Annotated in this window: 28 protein-coding genes; 12 read left to right on the forward strand and 16 right to left on the reverse strand. The window is 63.1% G+C overall.

Annotation, left to right across the window (positions count from 1 at the left end):
• Positions 1 to 28: 28 nt before the first annotated feature.
• The 3 genes from BSY16_RS13640 to BSY16_RS13650 all read right to left on the reverse strand — a co-directional run bounded on the left by BSY16_RS13640 (position 29) and on the right by BSY16_RS13650 (position 2,045).
• Positions 29 to 586 (reverse strand): fasciclin domain-containing protein, encoded by a 558-nt coding sequence (locus BSY16_RS13640; protein ID WP_069060159.1) that lies wholly within the window; start codon positions 584 to 586, stop codon positions 29 to 31.
• 188 nt (positions 587 to 774) lie between these two features.
• Entirely contained in the window at positions 775 to 1,509 is a 735-nt protein-coding gene (locus BSY16_RS13645; protein ID WP_069060160.1) for an anti-sigma factor, read from the reverse strand.
• Complete coding sequence (locus tag BSY16_RS13650) at positions 1,506 to 2,045, reverse strand: sigma-70 family RNA polymerase sigma factor (protein WP_069060161.1); 540 nt, start codon at positions 2,043 to 2,045, stop codon at positions 1,506 to 1,508. The genes BSY16_RS13645 and BSY16_RS13650 overlap by 4 nt, the downstream gene beginning before the upstream one ends.
• A 131-nt stretch (positions 2,046 to 2,176) precedes the next feature.
• Here BSY16_RS13650 and argB point away from each other — a divergent pair, with 131 nt between their 5' ends.
• Complete coding sequence (argB, locus tag BSY16_RS13655; RefSeq protein WP_069060162.1) at positions 2,177 to 3,064, forward strand: acetylglutamate kinase; 888 nt, start codon at positions 2,177 to 2,179, stop codon at positions 3,062 to 3,064.
• 33 nt (positions 3,065 to 3,097) lie between these two features.
• On the opposite strand, the gene BSY16_RS13660 is transcribed toward argB, so the two are convergent.
• Complete coding sequence (locus BSY16_RS13660) at positions 3,098 to 4,000, reverse strand: DMT family transporter (protein ID WP_069060163.1); 903 nt, start codon at positions 3,998 to 4,000, stop codon at positions 3,098 to 3,100.
• A gap of 102 nt (positions 4,001 to 4,102) precedes the next feature.
• On the opposite strand from BSY16_RS13660, the gene BSY16_RS13665 reads away from it, so the two are divergent.
• Positions 4,103 to 4,798, forward strand: a complete 696-nt coding sequence (locus tag BSY16_RS13665; RefSeq protein ID WP_069060164.1) for a pyrimidine 5'-nucleotidase — start codon at positions 4,103 to 4,105, stop codon at positions 4,796 to 4,798.
• Between the two features lie 128 nt (positions 4,799 to 4,926).
• Positions 4,927 to 5,880, forward strand: coding sequence for an EF-hand domain-containing protein (locus BSY16_RS13670; protein ID WP_069060165.1), 954 nt, complete (start codon positions 4,927 to 4,929; stop codon positions 5,878 to 5,880).
• An 85-nt stretch (positions 5,881 to 5,965) separates the two neighbouring features.
• Here BSY16_RS13670 and BSY16_RS13675 read toward each other — a convergent pair whose 3' ends face one another.
• Positions 5,966 to 6,865 carry an LOG family protein gene (locus tag BSY16_RS13675; protein WP_069060166.1) on the reverse strand — a complete coding sequence of 300 codons (900 nt, stop codon included), beginning with the start codon at positions 6,863 to 6,865 and terminating at the stop codon, positions 5,966 to 5,968.
• Positions 6,866 to 7,039: 174 nt separating this feature from the next.
• On the opposite strand from BSY16_RS13675, the gene dapD reads away from it, so the two are divergent.
• From dapD to BSY16_RS13695, 4 genes are all read left to right on the forward strand, one after another.
• A complete protein-coding gene (gene dapD / locus BSY16_RS13680) occupies positions 7,040 to 7,897 on the forward strand; it encodes a 2,3,4,5-tetrahydropyridine-2,6-dicarboxylate N-succinyltransferase (protein WP_069060167.1) in 858 nt (285 codons plus the stop codon).
• Positions 7,898 to 7,900: 3 nt separating this feature from the next.
• The gene (locus BSY16_RS13685) at positions 7,901 to 8,287 is read left to right on the forward strand and encodes a DUF805 domain-containing protein (RefSeq protein WP_069060168.1); all 387 of its coding nucleotides are present in this window, start codon (positions 7,901 to 7,903) and stop codon (positions 8,285 to 8,287) included.
• A 92-nt stretch (positions 8,288 to 8,379) separates the two neighbouring features.
• Positions 8,380 to 9,573: a succinyl-diaminopimelate desuccinylase gene (dapE, locus tag BSY16_RS13690; protein WP_069061542.1), complete on the forward strand. Its 1,194-nt coding sequence runs from the start codon at positions 8,380 to 8,382 to the stop codon at positions 9,571 to 9,573.
• Complete coding sequence (locus BSY16_RS13695) at positions 9,560 to 10,156, forward strand: hypothetical protein (protein ID WP_069060169.1); 597 nt, start codon at positions 9,560 to 9,562, stop codon at positions 10,154 to 10,156. Before dapE ends, BSY16_RS13695 begins: the two co-directional genes overlap by 14 nt.
• 134 nt (positions 10,157 to 10,290) lie before the next feature.
• Here BSY16_RS13695 and truA read toward each other — a convergent pair whose 3' ends face one another.
• The 3 genes from truA to def are packed head-to-tail and all read right to left on the reverse strand — an operon-like array spanning position 10,291 to position 12,545.
• The gene (gene truA, locus BSY16_RS13700) at positions 10,291 to 11,034 is read right to left on the reverse strand and encodes a tRNA pseudouridine(38-40) synthase TruA (RefSeq protein ID WP_069060170.1); all 744 of its coding nucleotides are present in this window, start codon (positions 11,032 to 11,034) and stop codon (positions 10,291 to 10,293) included.
• The gene (fmt, locus tag BSY16_RS13705; protein WP_069060171.1) at positions 11,034 to 11,978 is read right to left on the reverse strand and encodes a methionyl-tRNA formyltransferase; all 945 of its coding nucleotides are present in this window, start codon (positions 11,976 to 11,978) and stop codon (positions 11,034 to 11,036) included. The genes truA and fmt overlap by 1 nt, the downstream gene beginning before the upstream one ends.
• A gap of 42 nt (positions 11,979 to 12,020) precedes the next feature.
• Entirely contained in the window at positions 12,021 to 12,545 is a 525-nt protein-coding gene (gene def, locus BSY16_RS13710; protein WP_069060172.1) for a peptide deformylase, read from the reverse strand.
• Positions 12,546 to 12,668: 123 nt separating this feature from the next.
• On the opposite strand from def, the gene BSY16_RS13715 reads away from it, so the two are divergent.
• The 3 genes from BSY16_RS13715 to BSY16_RS13725 all read left to right on the forward strand — a co-directional run bounded on the left by BSY16_RS13715 (position 12,669) and on the right by BSY16_RS13725 (position 17,419).
• On the forward strand, positions 12,669 to 13,862 hold the full coding sequence (locus BSY16_RS13715) for a DNA recombination protein RmuC (protein ID WP_069060173.1): 1,194 nt from the start codon (positions 12,669 to 12,671) through the stop codon (positions 13,860 to 13,862).
• A 43-nt stretch (positions 13,863 to 13,905) separates the two neighbouring features.
• Entirely contained in the window at positions 13,906 to 14,805 is a 900-nt protein-coding gene (locus BSY16_RS13720; protein WP_069060174.1) for a ribokinase, read from the forward strand.
• A gap of 283 nt (positions 14,806 to 15,088) precedes the next feature.
• Positions 15,089 to 17,419 carry a methyl-accepting chemotaxis protein gene (locus tag BSY16_RS13725; RefSeq protein WP_069060175.1) on the forward strand — a complete coding sequence of 777 codons (2,331 nt, stop codon included), beginning with the start codon at positions 15,089 to 15,091 and terminating at the stop codon, positions 17,417 to 17,419.
• Positions 17,420 to 17,478: 59 nt separating this feature from the next.
• Here BSY16_RS13725 and BSY16_RS13730 read toward each other — a convergent pair whose 3' ends face one another.
• Positions 17,479 to 17,838 (reverse strand): hypothetical protein, encoded by a 360-nt coding sequence (locus BSY16_RS13730; protein ID WP_069060176.1) that lies wholly within the window; start codon positions 17,836 to 17,838, stop codon positions 17,479 to 17,481.
• Positions 17,838 to 18,779, reverse strand: coding sequence for a nucleoside hydrolase (locus BSY16_RS13735; RefSeq protein WP_069060177.1), 942 nt, complete (start codon positions 18,777 to 18,779; stop codon positions 17,838 to 17,840). Before BSY16_RS13735 ends, BSY16_RS13730 begins: the two co-directional genes overlap by 1 nt.
• 181 nt (positions 18,780 to 18,960) lie before the next feature.
• Between BSY16_RS13735 and BSY16_RS13740 the strand changes: the two genes are divergently transcribed.
• On the forward strand, positions 18,961 to 19,392 hold the full coding sequence (locus BSY16_RS13740; RefSeq protein WP_069060178.1) for an Hsp20 family protein: 432 nt from the start codon (positions 18,961 to 18,963) through the stop codon (positions 19,390 to 19,392).
• A gap of 132 nt (positions 19,393 to 19,524) precedes the next feature.
• Entirely contained in the window at positions 19,525 to 19,782 is a 258-nt protein-coding gene (locus BSY16_RS13745) for a BQ00720 family protein (RefSeq protein ID WP_069061543.1), read from the forward strand.
• 20 nt (positions 19,783 to 19,802) lie between these two features.
• Here BSY16_RS13745 and trmB read toward each other — a convergent pair whose 3' ends face one another.
• From trmB to ybeY, 6 genes are all read right to left on the reverse strand, one after another.
• Positions 19,803 to 20,504, reverse strand: a complete 702-nt coding sequence (trmB, locus tag BSY16_RS13750; protein ID WP_069060179.1) for a tRNA (guanosine(46)-N7)-methyltransferase TrmB — start codon at positions 20,502 to 20,504, stop codon at positions 19,803 to 19,805.
• A gap of 7 nt (positions 20,505 to 20,511) precedes the next feature.
• Positions 20,512 to 21,750, reverse strand: coding sequence for a methionine adenosyltransferase (metK, locus tag BSY16_RS13755; protein ID WP_069060180.1), 1,239 nt, complete (start codon positions 21,748 to 21,750; stop codon positions 20,512 to 20,514).
• 205 nt (positions 21,751 to 21,955) lie between these two features.
• Positions 21,956 to 22,375, reverse strand: coding sequence for a helix-turn-helix domain-containing protein (locus BSY16_RS13760; protein WP_069060181.1), 420 nt, complete (start codon positions 22,373 to 22,375; stop codon positions 21,956 to 21,958).
• Positions 22,376 to 22,524: 149 nt separating this feature from the next.
• Positions 22,525 to 24,108, reverse strand: a complete 1,584-nt coding sequence (gene lnt, locus BSY16_RS13765) for an apolipoprotein N-acyltransferase (RefSeq protein WP_069060182.1) — start codon at positions 24,106 to 24,108, stop codon at positions 22,525 to 22,527.
• A 210-nt stretch (positions 24,109 to 24,318) separates the two neighbouring features.
• Entirely contained in the window at positions 24,319 to 25,485 is a 1,167-nt protein-coding gene (locus BSY16_RS13770; RefSeq protein ID WP_069060183.1) for a hemolysin family protein, read from the reverse strand.
• 9 nt (positions 25,486 to 25,494) lie between these two features.
• Positions 25,495 to 26,004 carry an rRNA maturation RNase YbeY gene (ybeY, locus tag BSY16_RS13775; protein WP_069060184.1) on the reverse strand — a complete coding sequence of 170 codons (510 nt, stop codon included), beginning with the start codon at positions 26,002 to 26,004 and terminating at the stop codon, positions 25,495 to 25,497.
• Between the last annotated feature and the right edge of the window lie 14 nt (positions 26,005 to 26,018).

Raw genomic sequence — 26,018 nt, forward strand, 5'->3', positions numbered from 1 at the left:
GGTTTCGAGGCGGGCGCGGGTTTAGAGGTCAGGCCTTCGGCAGCAGAACCTTGTCGATGACGTGAATGACGCCATTCGACTGCTTGACGTCGGCGATCGTCACGGTCGCCACACCGCCCGTCTCGTCCGTCAACGTGATCTTGTCGCCATCCATCTTGGCCGACAGCATGCAGCCACCAACGGTCTTGACCGGATGATTACCGCCGTCATCGGCGATCATCTTGCCGATTGCTTCCGAAAGCGCGTTTGCCGCCACCACATGGCAGGTCAGCACCTTGGTGAGCTGGTCCTTGTTTTCCGGCTTCAGCAGCGTATCGACCGTGCCGGCCGGCAGCGCCTCGAAGGCGGCATTCGTCGGCGCGAAGACGGTGAACGGGCCGGCGCCCGAAAGGGTCTCCACCAGGCCGGCGGCCTTCACCGCGGCGACCAGCGTCGTATGGTCCTTCGAATTGACGGCGTTTTCGACGATGTTCTTGTCTTCGAACATCGCTGCGCCACCGACCTTCGGATTTTCGGCATGGGCAGCAAAGGCGCCGAGCGCGAAGACGGAGGCGAGGGCGGCGGTGCGAAGGGTGAAACGGCTCATGGGGTGGATCCTTCCTTTTCGGCCCGCATTATGCGGGTCCTCCCGTTTGCGATGCCCAACGGGCGATCATTGTGAGCAACGGGAGCTTTGGAAAAAGAGTTTCAGGACGGCCGATCTTTTTTATAAATCCTTGATCGGAAAATAAAAAAGCCGCGCAAAGCGCGGCTTGTGGCATTGACCGATCTGGATCAATCGAAGCGCGCGGCACCGGATGCGATGACCGGGCCGGTCGCGCTGCCGGTCGGCGAGCCGCCGAAAGGCTCGACGCTGACCGCCAGCACCGCGCCCTGCACGAGGCGGCCGCGCATGACCGCCGGCACCGCCAGTTCCCCCTCACCCGTCTGCGGCAACACGCCGAGCGAGACCGGCGCCTTGCCCTCCTCGACGAGCCAGAGTTCGAGCGACTTTTCCTTTTCCTTGCCGGCTGCGACGGGGGTGACACGCAGCGCACCGTTCGCCTCGTCGTAACGGGCCACCAGATTGATCGTGGCGCCCTCGCCGGAAAGATCGGCGACCAGCCTTCCGCCGCTCATCGGGCGCGGCGCCAGCAGCGCACTCATCGAGAAGGCAAGGCCAGCGGCGACCGCGAGCGAAGCAAAGGCGAGCGAGCGCCAGAGCGCCAGCGAATTCCAGAAACCGCCGGAAACCTTGCCGGAAAAAGCCGCGTCGGGCGGCGTCGTGCCGAGAATACGCTGCTCGATGGCAGAATAGGCGCGCGGCGGCGGTTGCATCGCCTCGTAGTCGTCGTTGAAGGTCGAGAGGTTTTCCTCCCAGCGGTTCACCATGGCGGCGAACTGGCGATCCTGCGCAAGCCGCGCCTCCACCTTGCGGCGGTCTTCGGCGGAAAGCACCCCGAGCACATATTCGCCGGCGATCACCTCGTCGCGGCGGGGGTCTCTCATGTCTTTGTCTGACGCCGTCATCGGCTCATGCACTCTCTCAGTTTCAAAAGGCTTCGGCGAAGCCAGGTTCTCATCGTGTTCAGCGGCACGCCGTGGATTTCGGCGAGTTCCTCATAACTCAGGCCCTCTATATAGGCATGCCGGACGGCCGATGCCCGGTCGGGCTCCAGCTCTTCCATACAAATATCGATTCGTCGGCCCTCCGACCTGAGCACGACCGCCTCCTCCGGCGACATGAGCGGGTCGGCGATATCATAAGCTTCATCGATGTCCGTTGCCACCGGTCTTCGTGCGCGAATGACGTCGATCGCGTGGTTGCGCGCGACCGCGGCGAGCCAGGCCATCGGGTGCACATTTCCAGCCACGTAGCGATCGGCGCGCTGCCAGATCTTGACGTAGACCTCCTGCAGCGCCTCTTCAGCTTCGCTTCTGTCTCTGAGGATACGCAAGCAGACGCCGAAAAGTTTCGCGGCGCTCGCATCGTACAGCGCGGCGAAGGCCTTGCGGTCCTTCAGGGACACGCGGCCGATGAGGTAGGAGATGTCATTGCCGGTCACGCGCCGCTCCTTGCCTGTCGCGCCCGCAACCTAGTCTTTTTGCCCGGCCATGCGCAATCTCGTATGCGAATCATTCCATCGTCACAAAACATGCGTTAAACAGGCCGCCACCAAAGTCCCAAGAGGCCGCCATGTCCCTATCCGAAAGCGAAACCCAAGCCCGCCTTCTCGCCCAGGCCCTGCCCTACATGCAGCGCTACGAGAACAAGACCATCGTGGTGAAATATGGCGGCCACGCCATGGGCAATGCGGAACTCGGCAAGGCCTTCGCAAGCGACGTCGCGCTGCTCAAGCAGTCGGGCGTCAATCCGATCGTCGTGCACGGCGGCGGCCCGCAGATCGGCGCCATGCTGACCAAGATGGGCATCGAATCGAAATTCGAAGGCGGCCTTCGCGTCACCGACCAGAAGACGGTCGAGATCGTCGAGATGGTGCTGGCCGGCTCGATCAACAAGGAAATCGTCGCACTCATCAACCAGACCGGTGAATGGGCGATCGGGCTGTGCGGCAAGGACGGCAACATGGTCTTTGCCGAAAAGGCCAAGAAGACCGTCGTCGACCCGGACAGCAATATCGAGCGTATCCTCGATCTCGGCTTCGTCGGCGAAGTGGTCGAGGTCGACCGCACACTGATCGACCTGCTCGCCAAATCCGAGATGATCCCGGTTATCGCGCCGGTGGCACCGGGTCGTGATGGCCATACCTACAACATCAATGCCGACACCTTTGCGGGTGCCATCGCCGGCGCCCTGAACGCCACGCGCCTGCTGTTCCTCACCGACGTGCCGGGCGTGCTCGACAAGGACGGTCAGCTCATCAAGGAGCTTTCGGTCGCGCAGGCCCGCGAACTCATCAAGGACGGCACGATCTCCGGTGGCATGATCCCCAAGGTCGAGACCTGCATCGACGCCATCAAGGCCGGCGTGCAGGGCGTCGTCATCCTCAACGGCAAGACCGCCCACTCCGTCCTGCTCGAAATCTTTACGGAGCACGGCGCGGGCACGCTGATCGTGCCCTGATGCTCTCGCCGGCGGTCTCGGCCGCCGGCTCCGCTACCAGAACAGCAGGCCGAGAATTCCGCAGACGATGAGCAGGCATCCCGCTACTTCCGTGCGGTTTACCCGCTCGTGGAAGAGGAAGTAGGAGGCCATGAAGGTGAAGATCAGTTCGATCTGGCCGAGCGCGCGCACATAGGCGACCTGCTGGAGGCTCATGGCGGTGAACCAGCAGGCCGAGCCCAGCACACCAGCAATGCCCACCAGCGATGACGACCGCCAGCTTTTCAGCACCTGCACGATTTCGTTCTTGTCCTTCCAAAACATCCAGACCAGCATGAAAGCCGTCTGGAAGGTGGTGACGCAGGCCAGTGTGACGGCGGCGTTCATGATCGGGCCGGGGCCATCGAGCGACAGCGACGCACTGCGATAGGCGACTGCCGAAACGCCGAAGACGGCACCCGACGCGATGCCGATCAGGGCGGTGCGGCTGGTCAGCGCAGCGAACGTGTTGCGCCACGAGAGCGGTGCGCGGGCGACCGAAATCAGCATCACCCCGATGACGCCGACGATGATGGCGATGACGGCGCCGAAAGTGATGCGTTCGCCGAGCAGCACGAAGCCGAAGATCGCCGCCTGCACCGGTTCCGTCTTGGAATAGGCGGTGCCGACCGCGAAATTCCGAAGCGAGAACAGGTAGACCAGCAGCATGGTCGCATAGATCTGCGCGAGACCGCCGATCACCGCCCAGAAGGCAAAGGCGCCGTTAAACGTCGGAAAGGGAAGGCCGACGAGCCAGTGCAGGACCACCACATAGAGGATCGCCAGCGGAAAGCCGTAGCCGAAGCGCACGAAGCTCGCACCGCGCGTGCCGAGCTTGCCCTGCAGATGCTTTTGCAGGGCCGAGCGCAGGTTTTGCATGAAGGCGGCGGCAATGGTGATGGGGATCCAGAGTTCCATGTCCTGCCGCTAGCATGCGGACCAGGTCAAATCCATCGCCCGCAAAGACCTGCGCTGAAAATTCCGTTTCCCTCGGCAATCGGCCATGTCATAAGACGCTCCATGACCGATCTTCCGAACAAAGCCGATTTCGCAAATGTGCGTGACTGGGTCTTCGACCTCGACAACACGCTCTATCCGCATCACATCGATCTCTTCGCCCAGATCGACAAGAACATGACGGCTTATGTCTCGGCGCTGCTGGGTCTCTCGCGCGAGGACGCGCGGACCTTGCAGAAGCAGTATTATTACGATCACGGCACGACGCTGAACGGGCTGATGATCCACCACAAGATCGATCCGGCCGATTTCCTCGAAAAAGCGCACGCCATCAATTACGACGTGCTGTCGCCCGACCTCTCGCTCGGCGATGCGATCCAGGCTTTGCCCGGCCGCAAGTTCATCTTCACCAATGGCAGCGTGAAACATGCCGAGATGGCCGCCAAGGCGCTCGGTATCTTCCACCATTTCGACGACGTCTTCGATATCGTCGCGGCGGAATATGTACCGAAGCCGGCGGGCGCGACCTATGACAAGTTCATGGCGCTGCACCGGGTGGATACGGGCCATGCCGTGATGTTCGAGGACCTGCCGCGCAATCTTCTCGTGCCCAAAACACTCGGCATGAAGACGGTGCTGCTTGTTCCCCGCGACGAGGGCCACGAATTCGTCGACGCCTGGGAAAAGCGGACGGACGATGACAAACATATCGACTACATGACGTCGGATCTTGTCGGCTTCCTCAACGCCCTGCTCTAGCCGAACACAATCCTGACACGGAAAAAACCGTTTCTTGTCAAAAGGTTAAATTACCAATTTGTAACTGGTGAAAGCCGGCGTTCTCCCTATCCTGCCCTCAGGGACAAGATGGATACAAGGAAACGACCATGGCTAGAAAAGACCTTCTTCTCGGCGCCGTAGCAGCCAGCCTTCTTCTTTCGGGTATTGCCGCCCCCGCTTTCGCCGCCAAGGGCGAGGGCAAACATGGCGAGCGTGGTGCTGCGATGATCGAGCGCCTCGATGCCAACAAGGACGGCAAGGTCTCGCTCGACGAGTTCAAGACCAACATCTCCGCCACCTTCAAGACCTTCGACGCCGATGGCAACGGCCAGGTGACGAAGGACGAGATCAAGGCGCGCCGCGACGCCTTTAAGGATGCCCGCAAGGCCGTTCGCAATGCGGCCGATGCCGACAAGGACGCCGCGCGCGAAGCACTCCAGGCGGCCGGCCCCTTCATGCTGCCGGGTGCCGGCAAGATGTTCGACCGTGCCGATACGGACAAGAACGGCACGCTTTCGGAAGCCGAAGTGCTCGCCTCGGCGGAGACGATTTTTGCGCGCCACGACAGCAACAAGGACGGCGCCATAGACACGGCGGATGCCCGCCCGATGAAGGGCAAGGGCCACCACGGCAAGGGCGGTGAAGAGCGCGCCGAACGCATGCTGGAGCGCCTCGACACCAACAAGGATGGCAAGGTCTCGCAGGACGAAATGCTGGCTCAGGCCTCCGCAACCTTCCAGCGCTTCGACGTGGACAAGAACGGGGAGGTGACGAAGGCGGAAGTCGATGCCAAGCGCGATGCCTTCCGTGACGCCCGCAAGGCGTTCCGCGAGGTGAAGGCGACTGATGGCGAAGCCAGGGAGGCCGCCCGTGAGGCGCTGCGCGATGCGCGCATGGACCGCATGGGCACGCGCATGTTCGAGCGGGCAGACGCCGACAAGAACGGCACGCTGACCAAGGCGGAGATGGAAACCGCCGCCGCCGCGATGTTCAAACAGCGCGACAGCAACGGCGATGGCTTCATCACCACCGACGAGGTCGGCAAGCGCCACAAGAAGTAAGTATTCCTAGCAGCACGTCCGACTGAAACGCCCCGGTTCGCCGGGGCGTTTTTTTTGTTATGGGTTTACGCCGTGCCGTGCCGCCTCAGCCGTGCGCCACCGCGGCGGCGGCGTTTTCCGCTTCCATCGTCTCGTAAAACTTCACGATGATGTCCCAGGCCTCGTCCGCGGTCTCGACGAACTGCATCAGCTCGACATCGCCCGGCGCGATCGTGCCGAAGGCGGCGAGGGCGTCGAAATCGATGATCTTGTGCCAGAAGGCCCTGCCGAACAGAATGAGCGGCACCAGCGCCATGCGCCCGGTCTGCATCAGCGTCACCGTCTCGAACAGCTCGTCCAGCGTGCCGAAGCCGCCCGGAAACACCGTGACGGCCTTGGCGCGCAGCAGGAAGTGCATCTTGCGGATCGCGAAATAGTGGAAGTTGAAGCTCAGCTCCGGCGTGACATAGGGGTTCGGCGCCTGCTCGTGCGGCAGCACGATGTTGAGGCCGATCGACGGCGCGCCGACATCGGCCGCACCGCGGTTGCCCGCTTCCATCACGCCCGGCCCACCACCGGTGACGACGACATATTCCTTGTAGTCGAGTTCGGCCGACCGCTCCGAGCACATGCGCGCGAATTTCCGCGCTTCCTCGTAATAGACCGAGGCCGCCTCGAGATTGGCGCGCTGCGTCTCGTTGCGCGCCGCCCAGGCGTCCATGCCGGGAGCTGGAATGCGCGCGCCGCCAAACATCACGACAGTCGACTTGATGCCGCGCTCGGCGAGCATCATCTCGACCTTCAAGAGTTCGAGCTGGAGGCGCACCGGGCGCAGCTCTTCACGGCAGAGGAAATCGTCGTCGACATAGGCCAGGCGATAGGCGGGGTGTGCCGATTGCGGCGTCTGCGGCACCACGGCGGCACGGTGCTTGTCCTGCGCGCTGTCGGCCAACGGGTCCCATACGCCATCCTTGCGGCGCAGGCTCTTCTTCTTCAGTCTTGCCATGTCACGTCCTGCTTTCAGGTCTCACGGGATTACCATTTCGCCCGTGCGACAGTATCTGCCGGAAAGGGGCTTCATCTTTCCCGGCACTTGCTCTAGAGCATTTTGCTGATTGATGAAATCGACCTTCCGGCATCCCGACCATCGAAAATAAGCGTCGAAGTTTAAGGAATTCCGATGAACACGTCCAACCTGTCCGCCCTTTCCGCAACCATCGACCGCGCCTTCGAGGAACGGGACAGCATCTCGACCTCCACGCGCGGCGAAATCCGCGATGCGGTCGAGACATCGCTGAACCTGCTCGACACCGGCAAGGTGCGCGTCGCCGAACGCGGCGAAGACGGCAACTGGACGGTGAACCAGTGGCTGAAGAAGGCCGTGCTGCTCTCCTTCCGCCTCAACCCGATGGAAATCATCAAGGGTGGCCCGGGCGAATCCGCCTGGTGGGACAAGGTGCCCTCCAAGTTCGATGGCTGGAGCGTCAACGAATTCGAAAAGGCCGGCTTCCGCGCCGTGCCGAACTGCATCGTGCGCCGTTCGGCCTATATCGCGCCGAACGCCATCCTGATGCCCTCCTTCGTCAACCTCGGCGCCTATGTCGGCGAAGGCACGATGGTCGATACCTGGGCGACGGTCGGCTCCTGTGCGCAGATCGGCAAGCATGTGCATCTCTCCGGCGGCGTCGGCATTGGCGGCGTGCTGGAGCCGATGCAGGCCGGTCCGACGATCATCGAGGACAATTGCTTCATCGGCGCCCGCTCGGAAGTCGTTGAAGGCTGCATCGTGCGTGAAGGCTCCGTGCTCGGCATGGGCGTCTTCATCGGCAAGTCGACCAAGATCGTCGACCGCGCGACCGGTGACGTGACCTATGGCGAAGTGCCGCCCTATTCCGTCGTCGTCGCCGGCTCCATGCCTTCCGACAAGACCATGCCGAACGGCCTGCCGGCCCCCGGCCTCTACTGCGCCGTCATCGTCAAGCGCGTCGATGCGCAGACGCGCTCCAAGACCGGCATCAACGAACTGTTGCGAGACTAAGCCATGACAGCCGTGGAAGAGCAGAGGCCAAACCTCACATGGTTCTTCTTCGGCTGGTCCGGCCGGCTGAGCCGCGTGCCCTTCGCGCTCGGTTGGGCCTTCTGGCTGATGCTGCTTTCGGCGGCGCTCACCCGCATCCTCATCGTGCCGAAGGAGGATCCGTCCTTCCTCCTCTGGTCCTTCGTTTTCGTCGGCGTGGCCATCGTCTCCACCGTTTCCTCCGTCCTGCTGACGGTCAAGCGGCTGCACGACATGAACCTGCCTGTGCCGCTGATCATCTGCCTCTTCGTACCGGCCATTTCCTTCTTCGCGCTGATCGTCTTCCTGGTCTGGCCGGGAACGAACGGCCCGAACCAATATGGCGAGTTGCCCAATCGCCCGAAGGACTGAGCGCCGCGGCCACGCGCCGCTCGTGACAGGCCCCGGGCGATCGGCTAAACCTCGATTCCATACCTCCCTCTCGTCGCAGTGACCGCATGCCCATGACCTCTGCCGATCCGATCGAAAATCTCGCAACGCTCATCCGCTGCCCCTCCGTGACGCCGGCCGAAGGTGGCGCGCTGACCGCACTTGTCGCCATGCTGGAACCCCTCGGGTTCACCGTGGAACGCGTGACGGCCAGCGAGCCCGGCATGCCGGATATCGAAAACCTCTATGCCCGCATCGGCACGGAGGGTCCCCACCTGATGTTTGCCGGCCATACGGATGTCGTGCCCGTCGGCAACGAGGCTGCCTGGACGCATGCGCCCTTCGGCGCCGAGATTGCCAATGGCGAGATGTTCGGCCGCGGCGCGGTGGACATGAAGGGCGGCATCGCCTGCTTCGTCGCCGCCGTTGCGCGCCAGATCGCAAAGAACGGTCCGCCGAAGGGCTCCATCTCCTTCCTGATCACCGGCGACGAGGAAGGCCCGGCCGTCAACGGCACGATCAAGCTGCTGCAATGGGCAGCCGAGCGCGGCGAACGCTGGGATGCCTGCCTCGTCGGCGAGCCGACCAACCCGGACAAGCTCGGCGACATGATCAAGATCGGCCGGCGCGGCTCCGTTTCCGGCGCCATCACGGTGCACGGCGTGCAGGGGCATGCGGCCTATCCGCACCTTGCCGACAATGCCGTGCGCGGCGTGATCGCGCTCACCGATGCGCTGATGTACCCGCCCTTCGATGCCGGCACCGAAAGCTTCCAACCGTCGAACCTTGAAGTGACGACGATCGACGTCGGCAATCCTGCCACCAATGTCGTGCCCGCCGAAGCCCGCGCCGCCTTCAACATCCGCTTCAACGATACCTGGACGGCCGAGACCGTGATGGCCGAGATCGTGCGCCGGCTCGATGAGGCCGCTGCCGACGAGAAGCTGCGGCCCGGCCGCGACGCCCTCCGCTACGACATCAAATGGGCCGAGCGGCCGAGCCATGTCTTCCTGACGCGCAACAACAACCTGATCGCCTCGCTGTCGGGCGCCATCGAGGCCGTCACCGGCCGGGCGCCAAAAATGTCGACGACCGGCGGCACGTCGGACGCACGTTTCATCAAGGATTATTGCCCGGTGGTGGAATTCGGCCTTGTCGGCCAGACCATGCACATGGTGGACGAGCGGGTGGCGGTCGCCGACCTCGAAACGCTCACGGTGATCTACCAGACCTTCATCGAACGCTGGTTCGGCGATGCCCAGGCTTGATGAGGTCCTCTACTACCTGACCGGTGTCTTCCTGCTGCTCCGGCAAAAGCAGGAAGGGTTCGGCTGGCTGGATTTGACGCTGCGCGGGCTTGTCCGCTCGTTCTGGGCCTTCGTCTGGTGCCTGCCGGCCTTCGCCGTCATCTGGGCGTCCTGGCGGCTCTATTATCTTGGCAGCATGCCGGCGGATACGCCGGCCGGCGTCGCCTTCTTCGTCAAGCTCCTGGTGATCGACGTGGCCGGCTGGCTGCTGCCGCTGGTGCTGCTTGTCGCGCTGGCGCGTCCGCTCGGCTATGGCAAGTATCTCGCGACCGTGGTGACGGCGAGCAACTGGGTTGCCGTGCCGTTCTCCTATGCAGCGGCGGTTCCCTTCGCGCTGACGCTCGTCTTGCCGACAAGCGCGCCGTTTGCCGGTCTTCTGCTCTATGCCGTGTTCGGCGCGAGCGTCGTCCTGCAGTTCCGCCTCGTCTGGATGTGCGTCGGCAAGCAGACGCTCCTGGCCGCAGCCATGACGGCGATCTTCGTGCTGCCGCCGATGATCGTCGGGCAGGAATTGCAGCGCATCCTCGGCACGCTGCCGGCTTGATGCTCTTTTTGCATGTCGCGGTTCTGGACGCCTAAAGCATTTCCAGCCGAAGCGGCATCGCTTCGGCGTCGGAAAATGCGGGAAAAACAAGAATCGAGAGCAATCCCGGTGAACCGGATTTCACCGGAATTGCTCTAGTAGTCGACCGCCATGAAATAAAGCCCGTCCGGCGGCGCCACGGGGCCACAGGCCTTGCGGTCGCGTGCTTCGAGCGCGGCTTGTACGTCTTCAACCGTCCACTTGCCTTCCCCCACCAGCTTCAGCGTGCCGGCAAAGGAGCGGATCTGGTTGTGCAGGAAACTCTGCGCCGAAACGCGCATCTCGATGAGGTCGCCGCTGCGCGTCACCTCCAGCCGATCGATGGTACGCACCGGGCTGTTCGCCTGACATTTGACGGCGCGGAAAGTGGTGAAGTCGTGCCGTCCGACCAGCATCTGCCCGGCCGCATGCATGGCCGCATGGTCGAGCTCCCTGGTAACGAACCACGCGCGGTTCGCCTCAAGCGCCAACGGTGCGCGCCGCGAGATGATGCGGTAGAGATAGTGCCGCTTGACGGCCGAGAAGCGGGCGCTGAAATCATCCGGCACTATCGCAGCATCGAGGATCACCACCCGCTCGCGGGCCGTGCCCAGATACGCGTTGAGGGCGTTCCTCAGCGTATGCTCCGGCCATGCACGTGAAAGGTCGGTATGGGCGACCTGCCCCATGGCATGGACACCCGAATCCGTGCGTCCCGCGCCATTGACGGAGACCGTCTCGCCGGTGAGCGAGAAGATCGCCGCTTCGATGGCGCCCTGTACGGAATGACCGTTCGTCTGCCGCTGCCAGCCGACATAGGGCGTACCGTCATATTCGATCAGGAGGCGGTAGCGTGGCATCAGGCGATGACCTGGCCGACCGCGACCGGCGTGCCGCGCAGGAAGTCGGCCGCATCAAGCGGCTTGCCGCCGGCCTTCTGCAGCCGCGTGAACCGCACCGCGCCGCTACTACCGCAGGCGATCGCCAGCCGATCGTCGAGAACCGTACCGGCGGGCTTGGCCAAGGCCTCGTCCGCCCGCTCGCTTGCCAGCACCTTCACCCGCTCCGGCTTGCCGGCGATCGAAAGCTCGAACCAGGCGCCGGGAAATGGCGAGAGGCCGCGGACATGGTTGTGCACGTCCGTCGCCGGGCGGGAAAAATCGATGCGCGTCTCTGCCTTGTCGATCTTCGCGGCATAAAGCACGCCCTCTTGCACCTGCTCCGTCAACGGCAGGTCGCCGGATTCGAGCTTCGCCATGGCCTCCACCATCAGCGCGCCGCCGGCCTGCATCAATGCATCATGCAACTCGCCGGCAGTCATGGTCTCGCCGATCACCACGCGGGCGGTCAGGGCGACGGGGCCTGTATCGAGGCCCTTGTCCATCTTCATGACCATCATGCCGGTTTCCGTGTCGCCCGCCATGATCGCCCGCTGGATGGGGGCCGCACCACGCCAGCGCGGCAAAAGCGACGCATGGCCATTGTAGCAACCGAGCCGCGTGCCGGCGAGGATGGCCTCCGGCAGAAGCAGGCCATAGGCGACGACGACCGCCACATCCGCCTTCAGCGCACGGAAGGCGTCACGATCGGCCTCTTCGCGAAAATTGACCGGCGTGAAGACGGGAATGCCGAGTTGCTCGGCTTTCTGGTGCACCGGTGATTTCACCAGTTCGAGGCCGCGGCGGCCGGCCGGGCGCGGCGGTTGCGAATAGACCGCGACGATCTCGTAACCGGCCTCGGCAAGCGCCGCCAGCGTCGGGACGGAGAAATCCGGCGTGCCCATGAAGATGATGCGAAGGGCCATCGGTCAGCCTCCGTAAGAGGAATGGAAGCGGACGTTGCCCGCTCAGAGCGCCTTGCTGCCGCGCATCTTGGCCGCCTTAGTGAACTTGCGGATCACCATCTCGCGCTTCAGCTTGGAAATATGGTCGATGAACAGCACGCCGTTGAGGTGGTCGATCTCGTGCTGTAGGCAGGTCGCGAGCAGGCCTTCGGCCTGCGTCAGCTGTTCCTTGCCGTCACGGTCGAGGTGCTTAACCGTGATGATGGCGGGGCGCTCGACTTCGGCATAATAATCCGGGATCGACAGGCAGCCTTCCTCATAGACCGAGCGCGCATCCGACGCGGAGACGACTTCCGGATTGATGAAGACGAGCGGCGTCTTGTCTTCGCCGTCCTTCGAGACATCGAGCACGAGCATGCGGCGCGCGACGCCGATCTGGATGGCGGCAAGCCCGATGCCTGGCGCATCGTACATGGTTTCCAGCATGTCGTCGGCGAGCTTCTTCACCTCGCTGTCGATGGTCTCGATAGGCTTCGAGACCTCGCGGAGGATCGGATCGGGAAGGATAATCAGCGGCTTGATGGTCATGCGCCTCCTTAGCGCGGTTTTTTTGCGCTTTCAATCGGATTTGGCTGGGCACATGCCGCCCCGCCTGGCGATTTGTTCACGTTATGATCTGGTTTCCGCTGCAAACCGTGATATGGTCGCGGCATGATCGACCCGACCTTTGACATGTTGCTGTCCTCGCTCCTCGCCCGGCTCGGCGGCCCAGGCCCCGCTCTCGTGCTGCTCGCCGCGGTTCTTCTGGGCGGTTTTGGCCTCCTCTCTGCCCGCCGCAGCCAGGCGCGTCAGCGAGAAGCGGCGATGATGGCGGAGCTGCGCTTTGCCGAACTTATCAGGGCGCAGACCGAGATGCAGGGGCGCGTCGGCGCCATGGCGGAGGTTTTTGGTGCCAAACAGTCTGAAACGAACCAGGCGCTCAATACGCGTCTCGACGGACTGACGCAGCGGCTCGGCCAGTCGATTTCCGAGCAGACGCGCTCGACGCATGAGAACCTGCGCCGCCTGCAGGAGCGGCTCGCCGTCATCGATACGGCGCAGACCAATATCCAGTCGCTGGCGAAGGACGTCGTCGGGCTTCAGGCGATCCTGTCCAACAAGCAGACGCGCGGTGCCTTCGGGCAATCGCGCATGGAGACGATCATCGCCGACGCGCTGCCGCACGGTGCCTATCAGTTCCAGGCGCAGCTTTCCAACGGCGTGCGCCCCGACTGCACCATCCGCATGCCGAACGGCCAGCCGCCGCTGGTGGTCGACGCCAAGTTCCCGCTGGAGGCCTGGAACGCCATGTCGGACGGGCGACCGCCGGAGGCCGCCAAGGTTGCCGCCCAGCAATTCCGCCGCGACATGGAAACCCATATCCGCGATATCGCCGAAAAATACCTGGTTGCCGGCGAGACGCAGGACACCGCCTTCCTCTTCGTACCGTCGGAATCGATCTTCGCCAGCATCCACGAACATTTCGAGGCCGTCGTGCAGCGGGCACACCGGGCGCGCATCGTCATCGTCTCGCCTTCGCTGCTGATGCTTTCCGTGCAGGTGCTGCAGGCGCTACTAAAAGACCAGCGCATGCGTGAGCAGGCCCATGTCATCCAGGGCGAGGTCGCGCGCCTGATGGACGATTTGACGCGGCTCGACGACCGGGTGCGAAAGCTGCATGGTCACTTCACGTCCGCGCAGAAGGATGTTGACCTGATTCTCACCTCTACGGAGAAGCTGACACGGCGCGGCGTGCGCATCGGCGACATGGAATTCGAGACGGTTACAGCCCCTTCCGAGCCATTGGAGAAGGCAGTCGAGAGCCGAAGTGGGCCGTTACGCCTGAGAGTAGTTGACGAAGACTGACCGCCTCGGGCAGTGTCCGGCGGAAACGACAAGGGGCACTCTCATGATCACCGTCTTCGGCTCCATCAACATGGACCTCATCGCCACGCCAGACCGCCTGCCGAAGCCGGGTGAAACCGTGGTCGGCAGCAGCTTCACCACGGCCGCCGGCGGCAAGGGCGCCAACCAGGCGCTCGCGGCGCGGCGCGCAGGCTCCATGGTTCGCATGGCGGGTGCCGTCGGCGATGACCGGCTGGCGAGCCAGGCGCTGGCGCTGCTTGCCGATGCCGCCGTCGACCTCAACTCCGTGCGCTCCGCAGCCGAAGCGACCGGCACCGCGCATATCCTCGTTGCCGACGATGGCGAAAATGTCATCGTCGTCGTGCCCGGCGCCAATGGCACGGTCACGGATGAGGACGCAAAGCGCACCGTTGGCGCTATGTCGCGCGGCGACTACCTGATGCTGCAGTTCGAAATCCCCAACGCCGCCATCGAGGCGGCCCTTGTCAGCGCAAAGCAGAAGGGCGTCACCTCGATCATCAACATCGCGCCCTTCGGCGCCGATGCGAAGCGCCTCGGCGCGATGGCGGATATCCTTGTTGCCAACGAGACGGAATTCGACCTTTTCGTCGGCAAGGGGGAACTCTCCGATGAGGCGCGCGAGGCGACCATGCGCGCGCTGCATGCCGAAAGCGGCCAGACGATCATCGTGACGCTCGGCGCCGACGGCGTGATCGCCATCCGCAAGAATGATATTTTTCGCGCGGCGGGCCTTGCCATCGAACCGGTCGATACGGTCGGTGCCGGTGACACGTTCTGCGGCTACCTTGCCGCCTCGCTCGATGCCGGGCTCGGTTTCAAGGAGGCGTTGCGCCGTGCGGCGGTCGCGGGCTCCCTCGCCTGCCTCAAGCCGGGCGCCCAGCCCTCCATCCCCTTCGCTGCCGCTGTCGACGCCAAGGTCTAGAACGCGACACAGCAGCGACCAGCCGCCGTTTCGCAAATGGCATATCAGGCGTCGCTTTGCTTGCGATGCCTGATAATTCAGTCTGTTGAGACTGATATGTCGCCGCAAAACTTGGTTCTTTATTAATATTTTATCGGTTACTGAAATCTCAGACACCGGCCTGTTCAGGGCCGGGCCGTCTCTGGCGCTGGTCGCGCGCCCCGCCCTCCATGATGGAGATCCCGCAAATGAATCTGCCCTATCGCGGCCGGTCGCCGCGGACGTTTCTCATCGTGAGGATTTCATGTTCAAGTTCCAGGCCAAGTCACTCGCGACGAAGCTCATCGCTGTAACCGGCGGCACGATCGCCCTGGTGATGCTCGCGTCCAACACCGTTCTGATCTCCGAGACCCAGACCCGCGTCTCCGATCTCGTCTATACCGCTGCCGACACGGAGGCGAAGGCGATTGCATCCGATATCGCCGCCGATATCGGCGCGCTTGCAGGCGCCGCCCGCGCCATGGGCGGCGTGATCGAACAGGGACATGCCAACGGCCTGCTGGACCGCAAGGCTGTGGTCAACATCATCAAGGCGAACACCGACAAGAACAGTTTTGCCCTCGGCAGCTGGTTTGCGGAAGAGCCGAACGCCTTCGACGGCAAGTCGCGCGAGACGCCGGAGCAGCTGGAAAGCGGCACCTTCAAGGACGGCTCGTTCAACCCCTACTGGACGAAGCGCAAGGACGGCTCGATCACGCTGTCGACCTTCGAATCCGACTACAAGGCGGAATGGTACGCACTGGCTGCCAAGAGCGGCAAGGGTGCCATGAGCTCACCCTATGCCGAAACCTCGACCGGCGAAGGCCTGACCATGGCCTCCATCGCCTATCCGGTCAGTGTGGGCGGCAAGATGATCGGCGTCACCGGCGTCGACGTCTCGCTGAAGACGCTCTACGAGAAACTCAGCCAGCTGAAGCCCTTCGGCGAAGGCCGCGTCATGCTGGTCTCGCAGACCGGCAAGTGGATCGTCGCACCGACAGTCGAACTCCTCATGAAAGACTATGACGGCCAGGGCCATGAGATCGTCAAGGATGCACTTGCCACCGGCAAGGTCGGCCACATCAAGGATCTTTCATTCGACGAACTCGCCTCCTTTGACCGGGTCGTCTATCCGTTCGCCCTGCCGGACATCAACACGACCTGGGCGGTTCTCGTCGACGTGCCGCACAGCGCGATCAATGCGCCGGTCAACGACCAGACCTATGTGATGATCATCGGCGGCCTGATCGTGCTCGGCGCCGTGCTGGCCGGCCTTTACCTCGCCGTACGCTTCTTCGTGCAGAAGCCGCTTGCCGGCCTGGTCAGCGACGTGGCGACGCTCAGCAACGGCGTCTATACCCAGCCGATCGCCGGCCAGCAGCGCTCGGACGAAACCGGCTCGGTCGCCAAGGCGCTCGAGGGTTTCCGCCACCAGCTCGCCGACACGAAACGCCTGGAAGCCGAAGCCAGCAGCCAGCGCCAGATGACCGAGGCCGAGCGCAATCGTTCGGAAGCCGAGCGCGCGGAATCGAACGCCCTCCAGCGCGATATCGTTGCCCGCCTCGGCGATGGCCTGGCCCAGCTTTCCTCCGGCAACCTGACCTTCCGTCTCTCCGGTGACTTCCCCGGCGAGTACGGCAAACTCAAGACCGACTTCAACTCGGCGATTGCCAGCCTCGAAGAGACGATCCAGACGGTCAATACGTCGATCGGCAATATCGGCGGCGGCACCGGCGAAATCTCCAAGGGCGCGGCCGATCTTTCGCATCGCACCGAACAACAGGCAGCAAGCCTGGAAGAGACCGCCGCTGCCCTCGACCAGCTCACCTCGCAGGTCAATTCCAGCGCGGAAAATGCCCGCGTCGCCGCCAAGTCGGTGGATACGGCGAGCCAGGATGCCAGCAAGTCCGGCGAAGTGGTGCACAAGGCGATCGCTGCCATGCATGGCATCGAACATTCGTCGCGCGAAATCTCCAACATCATCGGCGTGATCGACGACATAGCCTTCCAGACCAACCTCTTGGCGCTGAATGCCGGCGTGGAAGCCGCGCGTGCCGGTGACGCCGGCAAGGGCTTTGCGGTCGTCGCCCAGGAAGTTCGCGAACTCGCCCAGCGCTCGGCCAATGCGGCCAAGGAGATCAAGACGCTAATCAACACCTCCGAGGTGCAGGTCCGCGAAGGGGTCGATCTCGTCGGCAAGGCCGGTGGCGCGCTGGAAAACATCGCCGAACAGGTTATCCAGATCAACGGACTCATCCGCCAGATCTCCGGCTCGGCCACCGAACAGGCCGTCGGCCTCAAGGAGATCAATTCGGCCGTCAACCAGATGGACCAGGTGACCCAGCAGAACGCCGCGATGGTGGAGGAAACCACCGCTGCCTCGGTGGCGCTGAATGACGAGGCCCAGACGCTGAAGGCGCTCGTCGCCCGCTTCCGCGCCGGTGCGGCCGGCATGGCCGCCCAGCCGGTGCAGCACGCGGCTCGCACCCAGGCGGCGCCGCGCTCAAGCTACCAGGCACCGCGCAGCACGGCCCGCGCCATGCCGCAGGTCGCCGGCAACACGGCACTCGCCCGGGACGACTGGGAAGAGTTCTGAGCCAAGATACCAGGCAAAGAAAAGGCCGGCGTTTTCGCCGGCCTTTTTGTTTGGGGAGCCTACTTTGGCTCCGTCGGTTGTGCCTGAAGCCTGCCGCGGGAGCGAGACCGACTTGCGTTCGCCAGCCGCTGCGTGGCTTCCTTCAGCTCCAGTTCGGAAAACAGGCCCTGGTATTCGGGCCGAAGCATCATCGCCTCCATGGAAAGCTCGGCCTTGCCGGCATCAAGCAGTCGCTCCAGGCCCGTCGTGCCGGGCTTGAAGACAAGGTCCTTCGCAGCCGCCACGCCACCGTTCAGCAGCACGAAACGGCGCAGCAGGACCGGGCGGAAGCCGAGCTCGGCAAAGCGATCATAGAGGCCCATCATCTCCTTGTGGAAACGGCCCTCCGTGCCCGGGGCGGCATGGCGCGGCCCGCGCATCAGAGGCGACCGACGCGCTCGGCGAGCAGCGCGAAGAAGCCGTCGGCATCGACGTCCTTCATGACGCGGGCATTGTGCTTGCGCCCGGTGACCTGCCACCAATCGACGACCGTCATGCCGACGGTGAGCGGGGAGGCCGTTTCCACCTCGACATTGCAGTCGCGGCCGGCAAACAACTCCGGCTTCAACAGATAGGCGACGACCGTCGGATCGTGCAGCGGGCCACCGTCGGAGCCGTATTTCTCGATGTCGAAGCGCTCGAAGAAGTCGAGCATCTCGACCAGCGCGATGGCCGGGCGACTGCCGATTTCACGCAGTTTCGCCACACGGCTCTTCAGCGTCAGCACCTTGTGGGTCACGTCGAGCGGCATCATGACGATCGGGATCCCGGAGTTGAAGACGGCGGCGGCCGCTTCCGGGTCGACATAGATGTTGAATTCGGCGGCCGGCGTGATGTTGCCGCCCTCGAAGAAGCCGCCGCCCATCATCACCAACTCGCGCACGCGGCCGGCAATCTCCGGCGCCTTCTCCAGCGCGGTGGCAATGTTGGTCAGCGGGCCAAGCGTGCACAGCGTCACCGTGCCGGCCGGCTCGCGCTTCAACGTCTCGATGATAAAATCGACGGCATGCTGGTCCTGCAGCGGCATTTGCGGGTCGTGCAATTCCGGGCCGTCGAGGCCGGTCTTGCCGTGGACATGTTCCGCAGTGATGAGCGGTCGTGCGACCGGCTTGTCGGCGCCGGCGAAAACCTTCACGTCGGGCCGGGCGCAGAACTCCAGGATGATGCGGGCATTGCGGGAGGTCAGAGCCAGCGGCGCGTTGCCGGCAACCGTAGTGATGCCGAGGATATCGAGTTCCGGGCTGCCGAGCGCCAGCATGATCGCTGCGGCATCGTCCTGGCCGGGATCCGTGTCGATGATGATTTTCCGTGGCTCAGACATGCCCGCTTCCGTCCCTTGTTTCTTATGATTCTACCCGCGCCGCGCGGGCGAAGCGGCGACTATATTTGCGAAATCGCCTTTCGCAAGCGTCTTGCGTCATGCGCCGGCAATCACCATATTGCAGTCAAAGGGATGCCGATGTCGGGTCCCCTTACAGTCGCTTGAAGCCAAGGACTAGACGATGTCACGCATGACCCCTTTCACGAGCCCATTGCTCCTGGGTTTCGACGCCATGGAAAAGACCCTTGAGCGCATTGCCAAGGGCAACGATGGCTACCCTCCGTACAACATCGAGCGGCTGCGGCCGGATGGCGACACGGGTGCGCCCGAGCGCCTGCGTATCACTCTTGCCGTCGCTGGTTTCTCCGAGGAGGAGCTCGACGTGACGACGGAGGAAAACCAGCTCGTCATTCGCGGCCGCCAAGTCGACAGCGGCGAGCGGGATTATCTTTATCGCGGCATTGCAGCCCGTCAGTTCCAGCGCACCTTCGTGCTTGCCGATGGCATGCGCGTTCAGGGCGCCGAATTGAAGAACGGCCTGCTGGCGGTCGACCTCGTCCGGCCGGAGCCTCAACGAATGGTAAAGAAAATTAACATTTCCGTATCAGACTAGATCATGAGCCGTTCCTGCGGGAACACCCGCCGGATCGTCTCAAGCGTAACCTGATCGCTGACGCACCGATGGGCCATTGTGGCCATTGGCGTCCAGCGGCCGGCACCTGCCGGCATTGCCATGGAGGCAAAGATGGGACTGAAAACTGCAATCCACACCGTCTCGAAGGCAGATCTTGCGCATCTCGGCGCAGGCGAGGTCGGCTATATCCGCAAGATGAAGGCGGACGAAGTGTCACGCGTCTTCCCGGAAGCGCCTGAAATCGATCCGAGCCTCGACCTCTGGGCGCTGTTTGGCGCAGACGGCACGCCGATCCTGCTCACCGACAACCGTTCGAGCACCTTCTACAAGGCCGCCGAAGACGAGCTGCGCACTGTCAGCCTGCACTGATACCGGATTGAGACCTTCCGTCAGAGACGGCGGAAGGTGAGATAGGCCGAGCTACGGCCTTCGCGCTTGGCCTTGGCCTCGTAGCGCGTGCCCGGCCAGCCGGAAAACGGCGTCAGCCAATCGGCCGCATTTTCCGCGGTCCACACGAAAGCGGGATGAGACCCGCAGTGCATCAGCGTCCAGTTGACATAGGTGTCGATGTCGGACGCAAAGCAGAAGAGCCCGCCCGGCTTCAGCACCCGGGCAAAGCGGTCCAGGTTCACCTTGGAGACAAACCGCCTCTTCCAATGCTTCTTCTTCGGCCATGGATCCGGATAGAGCAGATCGATCTGATCGAGCGACGCCGCCGGCAGCCAGTCCAGAAGCTCCGTCGCATCATCATCATAGAGCCGGATATTTTTCGCGCCCTTTTCCTCGACGCTGCCCACCAGCTTTGCCATGGAATTGACGAAGGGTTCCACGCCGATGAAGCCGGTCTCCGGCTGCTCGACGGCGCGATGAATGAGATGTTCGCCGCCGCCAAAGCCGATTTCGAGGCGCAGGCGCGCGGGCTTCACGTCATAGAGCGCCGAAATATCCGCCGGGGCCGGGGTCGAGAGATCGACCTTCAGCTCCGGCAGCAACGTTTCGAGATGCTGCGCCTGCCGCTCGCGCAACGGCTTTCCCTTGCGGCGACCGAAAAAGGCTTCGGTCGCCCGGCTGCGGCGCTCTGCATCAGTCATGTCGGCCTCAGTTCTTCAGGGCGTCCTTGAGGGCCTTGACGAGGTCGAGGCGCTCCCAGGCGAAGGAACCGTCACGGCCGGCCTTGCGGCCAAAATGGCCGTAAGCGGCGGTCTTGGCATAGATCGGCTTGTTGAGGTCGAGATGACGACGGATGCCCGACGGCGAAAGGTCCATGACCTTGCGCAGAGCGGCTTCGAGGGCATCTTCGCTGACCTTGCCGGTGCCATGCAGATCGACATAGACCGAGAGCGGCTGGGCGACGCCGATGGCATAGGACAGCTGGATCGTGCAGCGATCGGCAAAGCCGGCGGCAACGACGTTCTTGGCGAGATAACGCGCGGCATAGGCGGCCGAACGGTCGACCTTGGTCGTGTCCTTGCCGGAGAAGGCACCACCGCCATGCGGGGCAGCGCCGCCGTAGGTGTCGACGATGATCTTGCGGCCGGTGAGTCCGGCGTCACCATCCGGGCCGCCAATGACGAATTTTCCGGTCGGGTTGATGTACCAGACGCAATCGTCGGCGATCTTCAGGTCGTGCAGCGCTTCGCGGATATAGGGCTCGACGACTTCGCGGACCTTGTCCGAATCCCAGCTTGCATCGAGATGCTGCGTGGAGAGAACGATGGAGGCGACGTCAGCCGGCTTGCCGTCGACGTAGCGCACAGTCACCTGGCTCTTGGCGTCGGGGCCGAGCTTGCCGGCATCGCCCTCACCCTTCTTGCGGGCATCGGCGAGCAGCTGGAGAATGCGGTGCGAATAATAGAGCGGCGCCGGCATGAGTTCGGCGGTTTCGCGGCAGGCGTAGCCGAACATGATGCCCTGGTCGCCGGCACCCTCGTCGCCCTGCCGGTCGGCAGCGTTATCGACACCCTGGGCAATATCGGCGGACTGGGAGTGCAACAGCACGTCGATCTTCGCCGTCTTCCAGTGAAAACCGTCCTGCTCGTAGCCGATGTCGCGGATCGCCTTGCGGGCGGCCGACTTGAACTTCGAGGGATTGATGACGTCGTTACCGTCCTTGTCTTTCTTGAGCAGGCTCGGCGGCAGGCGGACCTCACCGGCAATCACGACGCGGTTGGTCGTCGCAAGCGTCTCGCAGGCAATACGGACCGACCAGGGATCGACCTTCGACTTCACGGCTTCGCGATAGACCAGATCGACGATTTCGTCGGAGATGCGGTCGCAAACCTTGTCCGGGTGGCCCTCGGCGACGGACTCGCTGGTGAAGAGATAACTGCTGCGCATGCGGGAATTCCCCTCAAAGAAAATAGACTTCGACGTTGTTATTCAGTTCGCGGGGGAAAGACAAGCACAGAAGGACATAAGAATATGTTTATGTCCTGCGATTTCGGGCGTTGTTTCGCACCTGCCGGCGGCGCGATACGGGCCGCCAGAAACAGGAAAGGCGGCCCCATGGGACCGCCCTTTCATCCGTTGCCAGAACGATTAATCACTCAAGCTCGGCTTCGGCCGCCAGCGCCTTGACGAGGTCGACGAGCTTGCGGCGCACCTTCGGATCACCGATCCGGACGAAGGCGCGGTTGAGCTGGAGACCCTCGGAGGACGACAGGAAATCGACCACATAGTTGGAGCTCGATGCTTCCGCGAACCCGGCCTGCGTGTTTGTCTGGTCGCCCGGCGCGTCCTCGAAGAAAAAGGAGACGGGGACGTTCAGGATGCTCGAAATGTTCTGCAACCGGCTGGCGCCGACGCGGTTCGTACCCTTTTCGTATTTCTGGATCTGCTGGAAGGTGATGCCGAGGCTTTCCCCCAACTTTTCCTGGCTCATGCCGAGCATGGTCCTGCGAAGCCGAATCCGGCTGCCGACATGAATATCGATCGGATTCGGCTTCTTTTTGTTTTCCATCATCACTTTCGTCCTAACGCGCGGAATTGGCCCCACCCATCCGGCAGCCTTAACGATGACTTAACGTCACGTTGTATGCGCAACCACTGAAGGTCATCACAATACAGGAGAACAGCCGGCGGCGTGCACTATGCTATTTTAGGGGTTTTTGGTCAATTCACCCTGTTTCTAAAACCAATGCGAGAAATGCCCGCCATGGCAAAGAGAAGGCCGAGAACGATCGGAAATGACCAGTTCCGCCACTTTTCCCCCTCACCCAACGTAAACCTTCCCGGAAGAGTTGCATCCACGAAGCCCGGTACGTCATGTGCGAGGCCCGCCACGACCTGCCCCTTCGCATCGACGATGGCAGAAATGCCATTATTGGCGGCGCGAATCAGTGGCAGACCGCGCTCGACGGCCCGCAGACGCGCCTGCTGGAAGTGCTGGAAGGGGCCGGGCGTCGTGCCGAACCAGGCGTCATTGGTCACGTTCAGCAACGCCGCCGCGTCGTCGGCCGATCCGTTGATCTCGTGCGGGAAGATCGCCTCGTAGCAGACCAGCGGATAAAGACCCTTGCCGAGTGCATTAAGGAGCTGATGGTCACGGGCGGCGGAAAAACCGCCCGGCATGGCGACAGCACTCACACCAAAGCTTTCAAAGACCTCGGCAAAGGGCATGTATTCGCCGAACGGCACCAGATGAACCTTGTCGGCCGCGCCGATGATCTGGCCCTTGCCGTCGATCGCGTAGATGGAGTTGTAGTAGCGCGGCGCCTTGCCGGAACCGGCACTCTCCGTGCGCACCGCGCCGGCGATCAGCACTTGATCGTCCTCCAGCACATCGGCAATGCGCACGAGGGCATCCGGATTGTCCGTGAGTATGAAGGGAATGGAGGTTTCCGGCCAGACAACGATATCGGGCCGCTTGCCGTCCCCTTCCGGCTTTGCCGCACTCAGGGAAAGGTGGCGCTCGAAAATCTCCGCGCGGGCGGAATCATCGAGTTTCGTCGCCTGGTCGATGACCGGCTGGACGAGGCGGATGACCGTCGTCTGGCTTTCCGGCGTCGGCACTAGGTTCAAGGCATAATGGCCGTAGCCGACATGGGCGGCAAAGAGCAGCGTGGCGAGCGTGAGACCGGGAAACCTGCCACGCCGGGTGCCGAGCAGGGCCGGCGCGGCGAAGACGAAGACAGCGAGCGCATTCATGCTCGCGATGCCGACAAGGCCCGACGATTGCATGAGTAGCGGTACGGGCATCGCCCCATAACCGATGGCGTTCCACGGAAAACCGGTGAAGAGCGTGCTGCGCAGCCACTCCCCGATACCGAAGGCGAGGGCGAGGGCGGCAATGCGGCCCATGCCATCCGACCACAGGAGGCGTGCGAGCGCTGTCGCGAAACCGTAAAACAAGGCGAGAAAGGCAGGCAGGCCGAAGACGGCGAGCGGCAGCGCCCAGGCAAAGGCGTCGGCCTCCACGAGCAGCGCATTGCCGAGCCACCAGAGCCCGCCGACGAAGTAACCGAAGCCGAAGAACCAGCCGATACGGAAGGCCGGGGCGAGGCGCCGCAGGAAACCGGCCTCCGGTGCCGCGCTCGCGCCGTCGAGCAGCCAGACAAGCACGGTGAAGGAAACGAAGAAGGCTGCGAAGAAACCGAAGGGCGGCAGGGCCAGCACGCCGATCAAGCCCGCAAGAAATGCCACAAGCGCCCGTCTCGTTCCAGACAGGAGCATGACCGTGCTCGCAAGCCGCTCCATGCCGTCCCCTTTGCTCGAGCCTGCGCGCTTCTCAAAAACGCGCAAACGCTCCGTCCCCTTGTTTGTCGCAGTTCCGGACGAAAACCCCTGCGCGCCGTGCTGGAATTGCTGCCCGAATCAGCCCGCGCCAGTCTTCCAAAAAACCAACGCCTTGTCCCGCGTCACGGCGGCACAAGGCGCAGATCATTTTAGAAGAATGGCGGACGCTGACTATTCGGCGCTCGCCCCGTCATTCTGCTGTTCAGGCAGCTTTGCATGGTCGGCGGGTGTCGCCGTCCCCTCGCCTTCCGGCCGGCGCTCGCGGCGACGGACCGAGCTGGCGCGCTTGCGCGTGACACGCACGCGCTTGACGCGGCGCGGATCGGCATCGAGCACATGGAATTCGAAGCCCGGCACCGCCTGCACGACCTCGCCACGCACCGGAATGCGGCCGAGCGAGGCGAAGATCAGGCCGCCAAGCGTATCGGCATCTTCCAGCTGGTCACGAATATCGAAATCCCGGCCGATCGCTTCGGCCAATTCCTCGAGTTCGACGCGCGCATCGGCGATAAACACATCGTCGCTGACGCGCTGGATCATCACTTCGTCATCGTCGTGTTCGTCCTCGATGTCGCCGACGACCATCTCGACGATATCTTCCAGCGAGGCGAGACCGTCTGTACCGCCATATTCGTCGATAACCAGCGCCATCTGCGTGCGATCCGCCTGCATGCGCGCCATCAGGTCGGCGGCGAGCATGGAAGGCGGCACGAAGAGAACCTGACGGATGATGCCGGCCTCGGCGACCGTTTTGGAGAGATCGACGCGTCCAAGGTCGAATTCGGGCTTGGGCGTGCGTGCCGGCTTCTCGGCGACTGCAACAGTAGGGGCGGCGGTGCCGTTCTTCGCCCTGGTGCGGCGCTTGTTGCGGGCCTGCTTGGTGACATAGGCGAGAAGGTCGCGGATATGGACCATGCCGCGCGGGTCATCGAGGCTCTCGTTGTAGACCGGCATGCGCGAGCGGCCGGAATCTTCGAAGATCACCATCAGTTCGGCAATCGTGATGTCCTGGTCGACGGCCTCGATATCGGCCCGCGGCACCATGACGTCTTCGACCCGCACTTCGCGGAAACGAAGAATATTGTGCAGCATCGCCCGCTCTTCGGGCAGGAAGGCCGGCTCGCCGCCGGTGTCCTCGGTCATCAAGGCCTCGGTGAGGTCCTTGCGAAGGGTCGAGGCGCCCGTCATGCGCCAAAGCCGTGTCGCGCGGGACCAGAGGGATGACCGGCCCGTGCTTTCCTGCTTCGGCGCGCTGCTACTACTGCCCGCCTCGTCCTGACTTGAGGCGTCCGCCTCGCTCTTTTCCGTCGCTACCGACTGGTTTCTGAAGTCGCTCATTGGTCCAAACTATTCATCGGGGTCATCCCCGTAGGGGTCAGATAGGCCAAGCTCGGCAAGAATGCGAGTCTCCAGCCCTTCCATTTTTTCTGCTTCTTCATCGTCCATGTGATCATAGCCGAAGAGATGCAGAAATCCATGCACCAGCAGATGCGTGAGGTGATCGTCGAAAGACTTGCCGAGTTCACCCGCCTCGCGGGTCAGCGTTTCCTCGGCAAAGATGATGTCGCCGAGCATCGGCCCCGGCATTTTTCCGGGCGTCAGCGGGAAGGCCGGAAAGGACAGCACGTTGGTCGGCTTGTCCTGGCTGCGCCATTCCGCATTGATACCGCGGATCTCTGCGTCATTGGTGAAGACCAGCGAGACTTCGGGCGCACCCGTCTTGGGGAACGGTTGTTTTTCCTCTCTTGCGAGGAACCCCACCGCCACGCCCAGAACGCGTTCGCTCGTCGCGCGCAGGCGCTCTTCGGAGGGCCATGCGCCCTCCTCCACGGAAATCTGTATGTCGAGTTCGCTCATGAGATTATGAGGAC

It is taken from the genome of Sinorhizobium sp. RAC02 (assembly GCF_001713395.1).
In the GTDB taxonomy this organism is placed as follows: domain Bacteria; phylum Pseudomonadota; class Alphaproteobacteria; order Rhizobiales; family Rhizobiaceae; genus Shinella.

Bases quoted from the DNA above. Each gene is read 5' to 3' on its own strand.
- BSY16_RS13640 (WP_069060159.1), bottom strand. From the start codon at position 586: ATGAGCCGTTTCACCCTTCGCACCGCCGCCCTCGCCTCCGTCTTCGCG.
- BSY16_RS13645 (WP_069060160.1), bottom strand. From the start codon at position 1,509: ATGACGGCGTCAGACAAAGACATGAGAGACCCCCGCCGCGACGAGGTG.
- argB (WP_069060162.1), top strand. From the start codon at position 2,177: ATGTCCCTATCCGAAAGCGAAACCCAAGCCCGCCTTCTCGCCCAGGCC.
- BSY16_RS13660 (WP_069060163.1), bottom strand. From the start codon at position 4,000: ATGGAACTCTGGATCCCCATCACCATTGCCGCCGCCTTCATGCAAAAC.
- BSY16_RS13665 (WP_069060164.1), top strand. From the start codon at position 4,103: ATGACCGATCTTCCGAACAAAGCCGATTTCGCAAATGTGCGTGACTGG.
- BSY16_RS13670 (WP_069060165.1), top strand. From the start codon at position 4,927: ATGGCTAGAAAAGACCTTCTTCTCGGCGCCGTAGCAGCCAGCCTTCTT.
- BSY16_RS13675 (WP_069060166.1), bottom strand. From the start codon at position 6,865: ATGGCAAGACTGAAGAAGAAGAGCCTGCGCCGCAAGGATGGCGTATGG.
- dapD (WP_069060167.1), top strand. From the start codon at position 7,040: ATGAACACGTCCAACCTGTCCGCCCTTTCCGCAACCATCGACCGCGCC.
- BSY16_RS13685 (WP_069060168.1), top strand. From the start codon at position 7,901: ATGACAGCCGTGGAAGAGCAGAGGCCAAACCTCACATGGTTCTTCTTC.
- dapE (WP_069061542.1), top strand. From the start codon at position 8,380: ATGACCTCTGCCGATCCGATCGAAAATCTCGCAACGCTCATCCGCTGC.
- BSY16_RS13695 (WP_069060169.1), top strand. From the start codon at position 9,560: ATGCCCAGGCTTGATGAGGTCCTCTACTACCTGACCGGTGTCTTCCTG.
- truA (WP_069060170.1), bottom strand. From the start codon at position 11,034: ATGCCACGCTACCGCCTCCTGATCGAATATGACGGTACGCCCTATGTC.
- fmt (WP_069060171.1), bottom strand. From the start codon at position 11,978: ATGGCCCTTCGCATCATCTTCATGGGCACGCCGGATTTCTCCGTCCCG.
- def (WP_069060172.1), bottom strand. From the start codon at position 12,545: ATGACCATCAAGCCGCTGATTATCCTTCCCGATCCGATCCTCCGCGAG.
- BSY16_RS13715 (WP_069060173.1), top strand. From the start codon at position 12,669: ATGATCGACCCGACCTTTGACATGTTGCTGTCCTCGCTCCTCGCCCGG.
- BSY16_RS13720 (WP_069060174.1), top strand. From the start codon at position 13,906: ATGATCACCGTCTTCGGCTCCATCAACATGGACCTCATCGCCACGCCA.
- BSY16_RS13725 (WP_069060175.1), top strand. From the start codon at position 15,089: ATGTTCAAGTTCCAGGCCAAGTCACTCGCGACGAAGCTCATCGCTGTA.
- BSY16_RS13730 (WP_069060176.1), bottom strand. From the start codon at position 17,838: ATGCGCGGGCCGCGCCATGCCGCCCCGGGCACGGAGGGCCGTTTCCAC.
- BSY16_RS13735 (WP_069060177.1), bottom strand. From the start codon at position 18,779: ATGTCTGAGCCACGGAAAATCATCATCGACACGGATCCCGGCCAGGAC.
- BSY16_RS13740 (WP_069060178.1), top strand. From the start codon at position 18,961: ATGTCACGCATGACCCCTTTCACGAGCCCATTGCTCCTGGGTTTCGAC.
- BSY16_RS13745 (WP_069061543.1), top strand. From the start codon at position 19,525: ATGGGACTGAAAACTGCAATCCACACCGTCTCGAAGGCAGATCTTGCG.
- trmB (WP_069060179.1), bottom strand. From the start codon at position 20,504: ATGACTGATGCAGAGCGCCGCAGCCGGGCGACCGAAGCCTTTTTCGGT.
- metK (WP_069060180.1), bottom strand. From the start codon at position 21,750: ATGCGCAGCAGTTATCTCTTCACCAGCGAGTCCGTCGCCGAGGGCCAC.
- BSY16_RS13760 (WP_069060181.1), bottom strand. From the start codon at position 22,375: ATGATGGAAAACAAAAAGAAGCCGAATCCGATCGATATTCATGTCGGC.
- lnt (WP_069060182.1), bottom strand. From the start codon at position 24,108: ATGGAGCGGCTTGCGAGCACGGTCATGCTCCTGTCTGGAACGAGACGG.
- BSY16_RS13770 (WP_069060183.1), bottom strand. From the start codon at position 25,485: ATGAGCGACTTCAGAAACCAGTCGGTAGCGACGGAAAAGAGCGAGGCG.
- ybeY (WP_069060184.1), bottom strand. From the start codon at position 26,004: ATGAGCGAACTCGACATACAGATTTCCGTGGAGGAGGGCGCATGGCCC.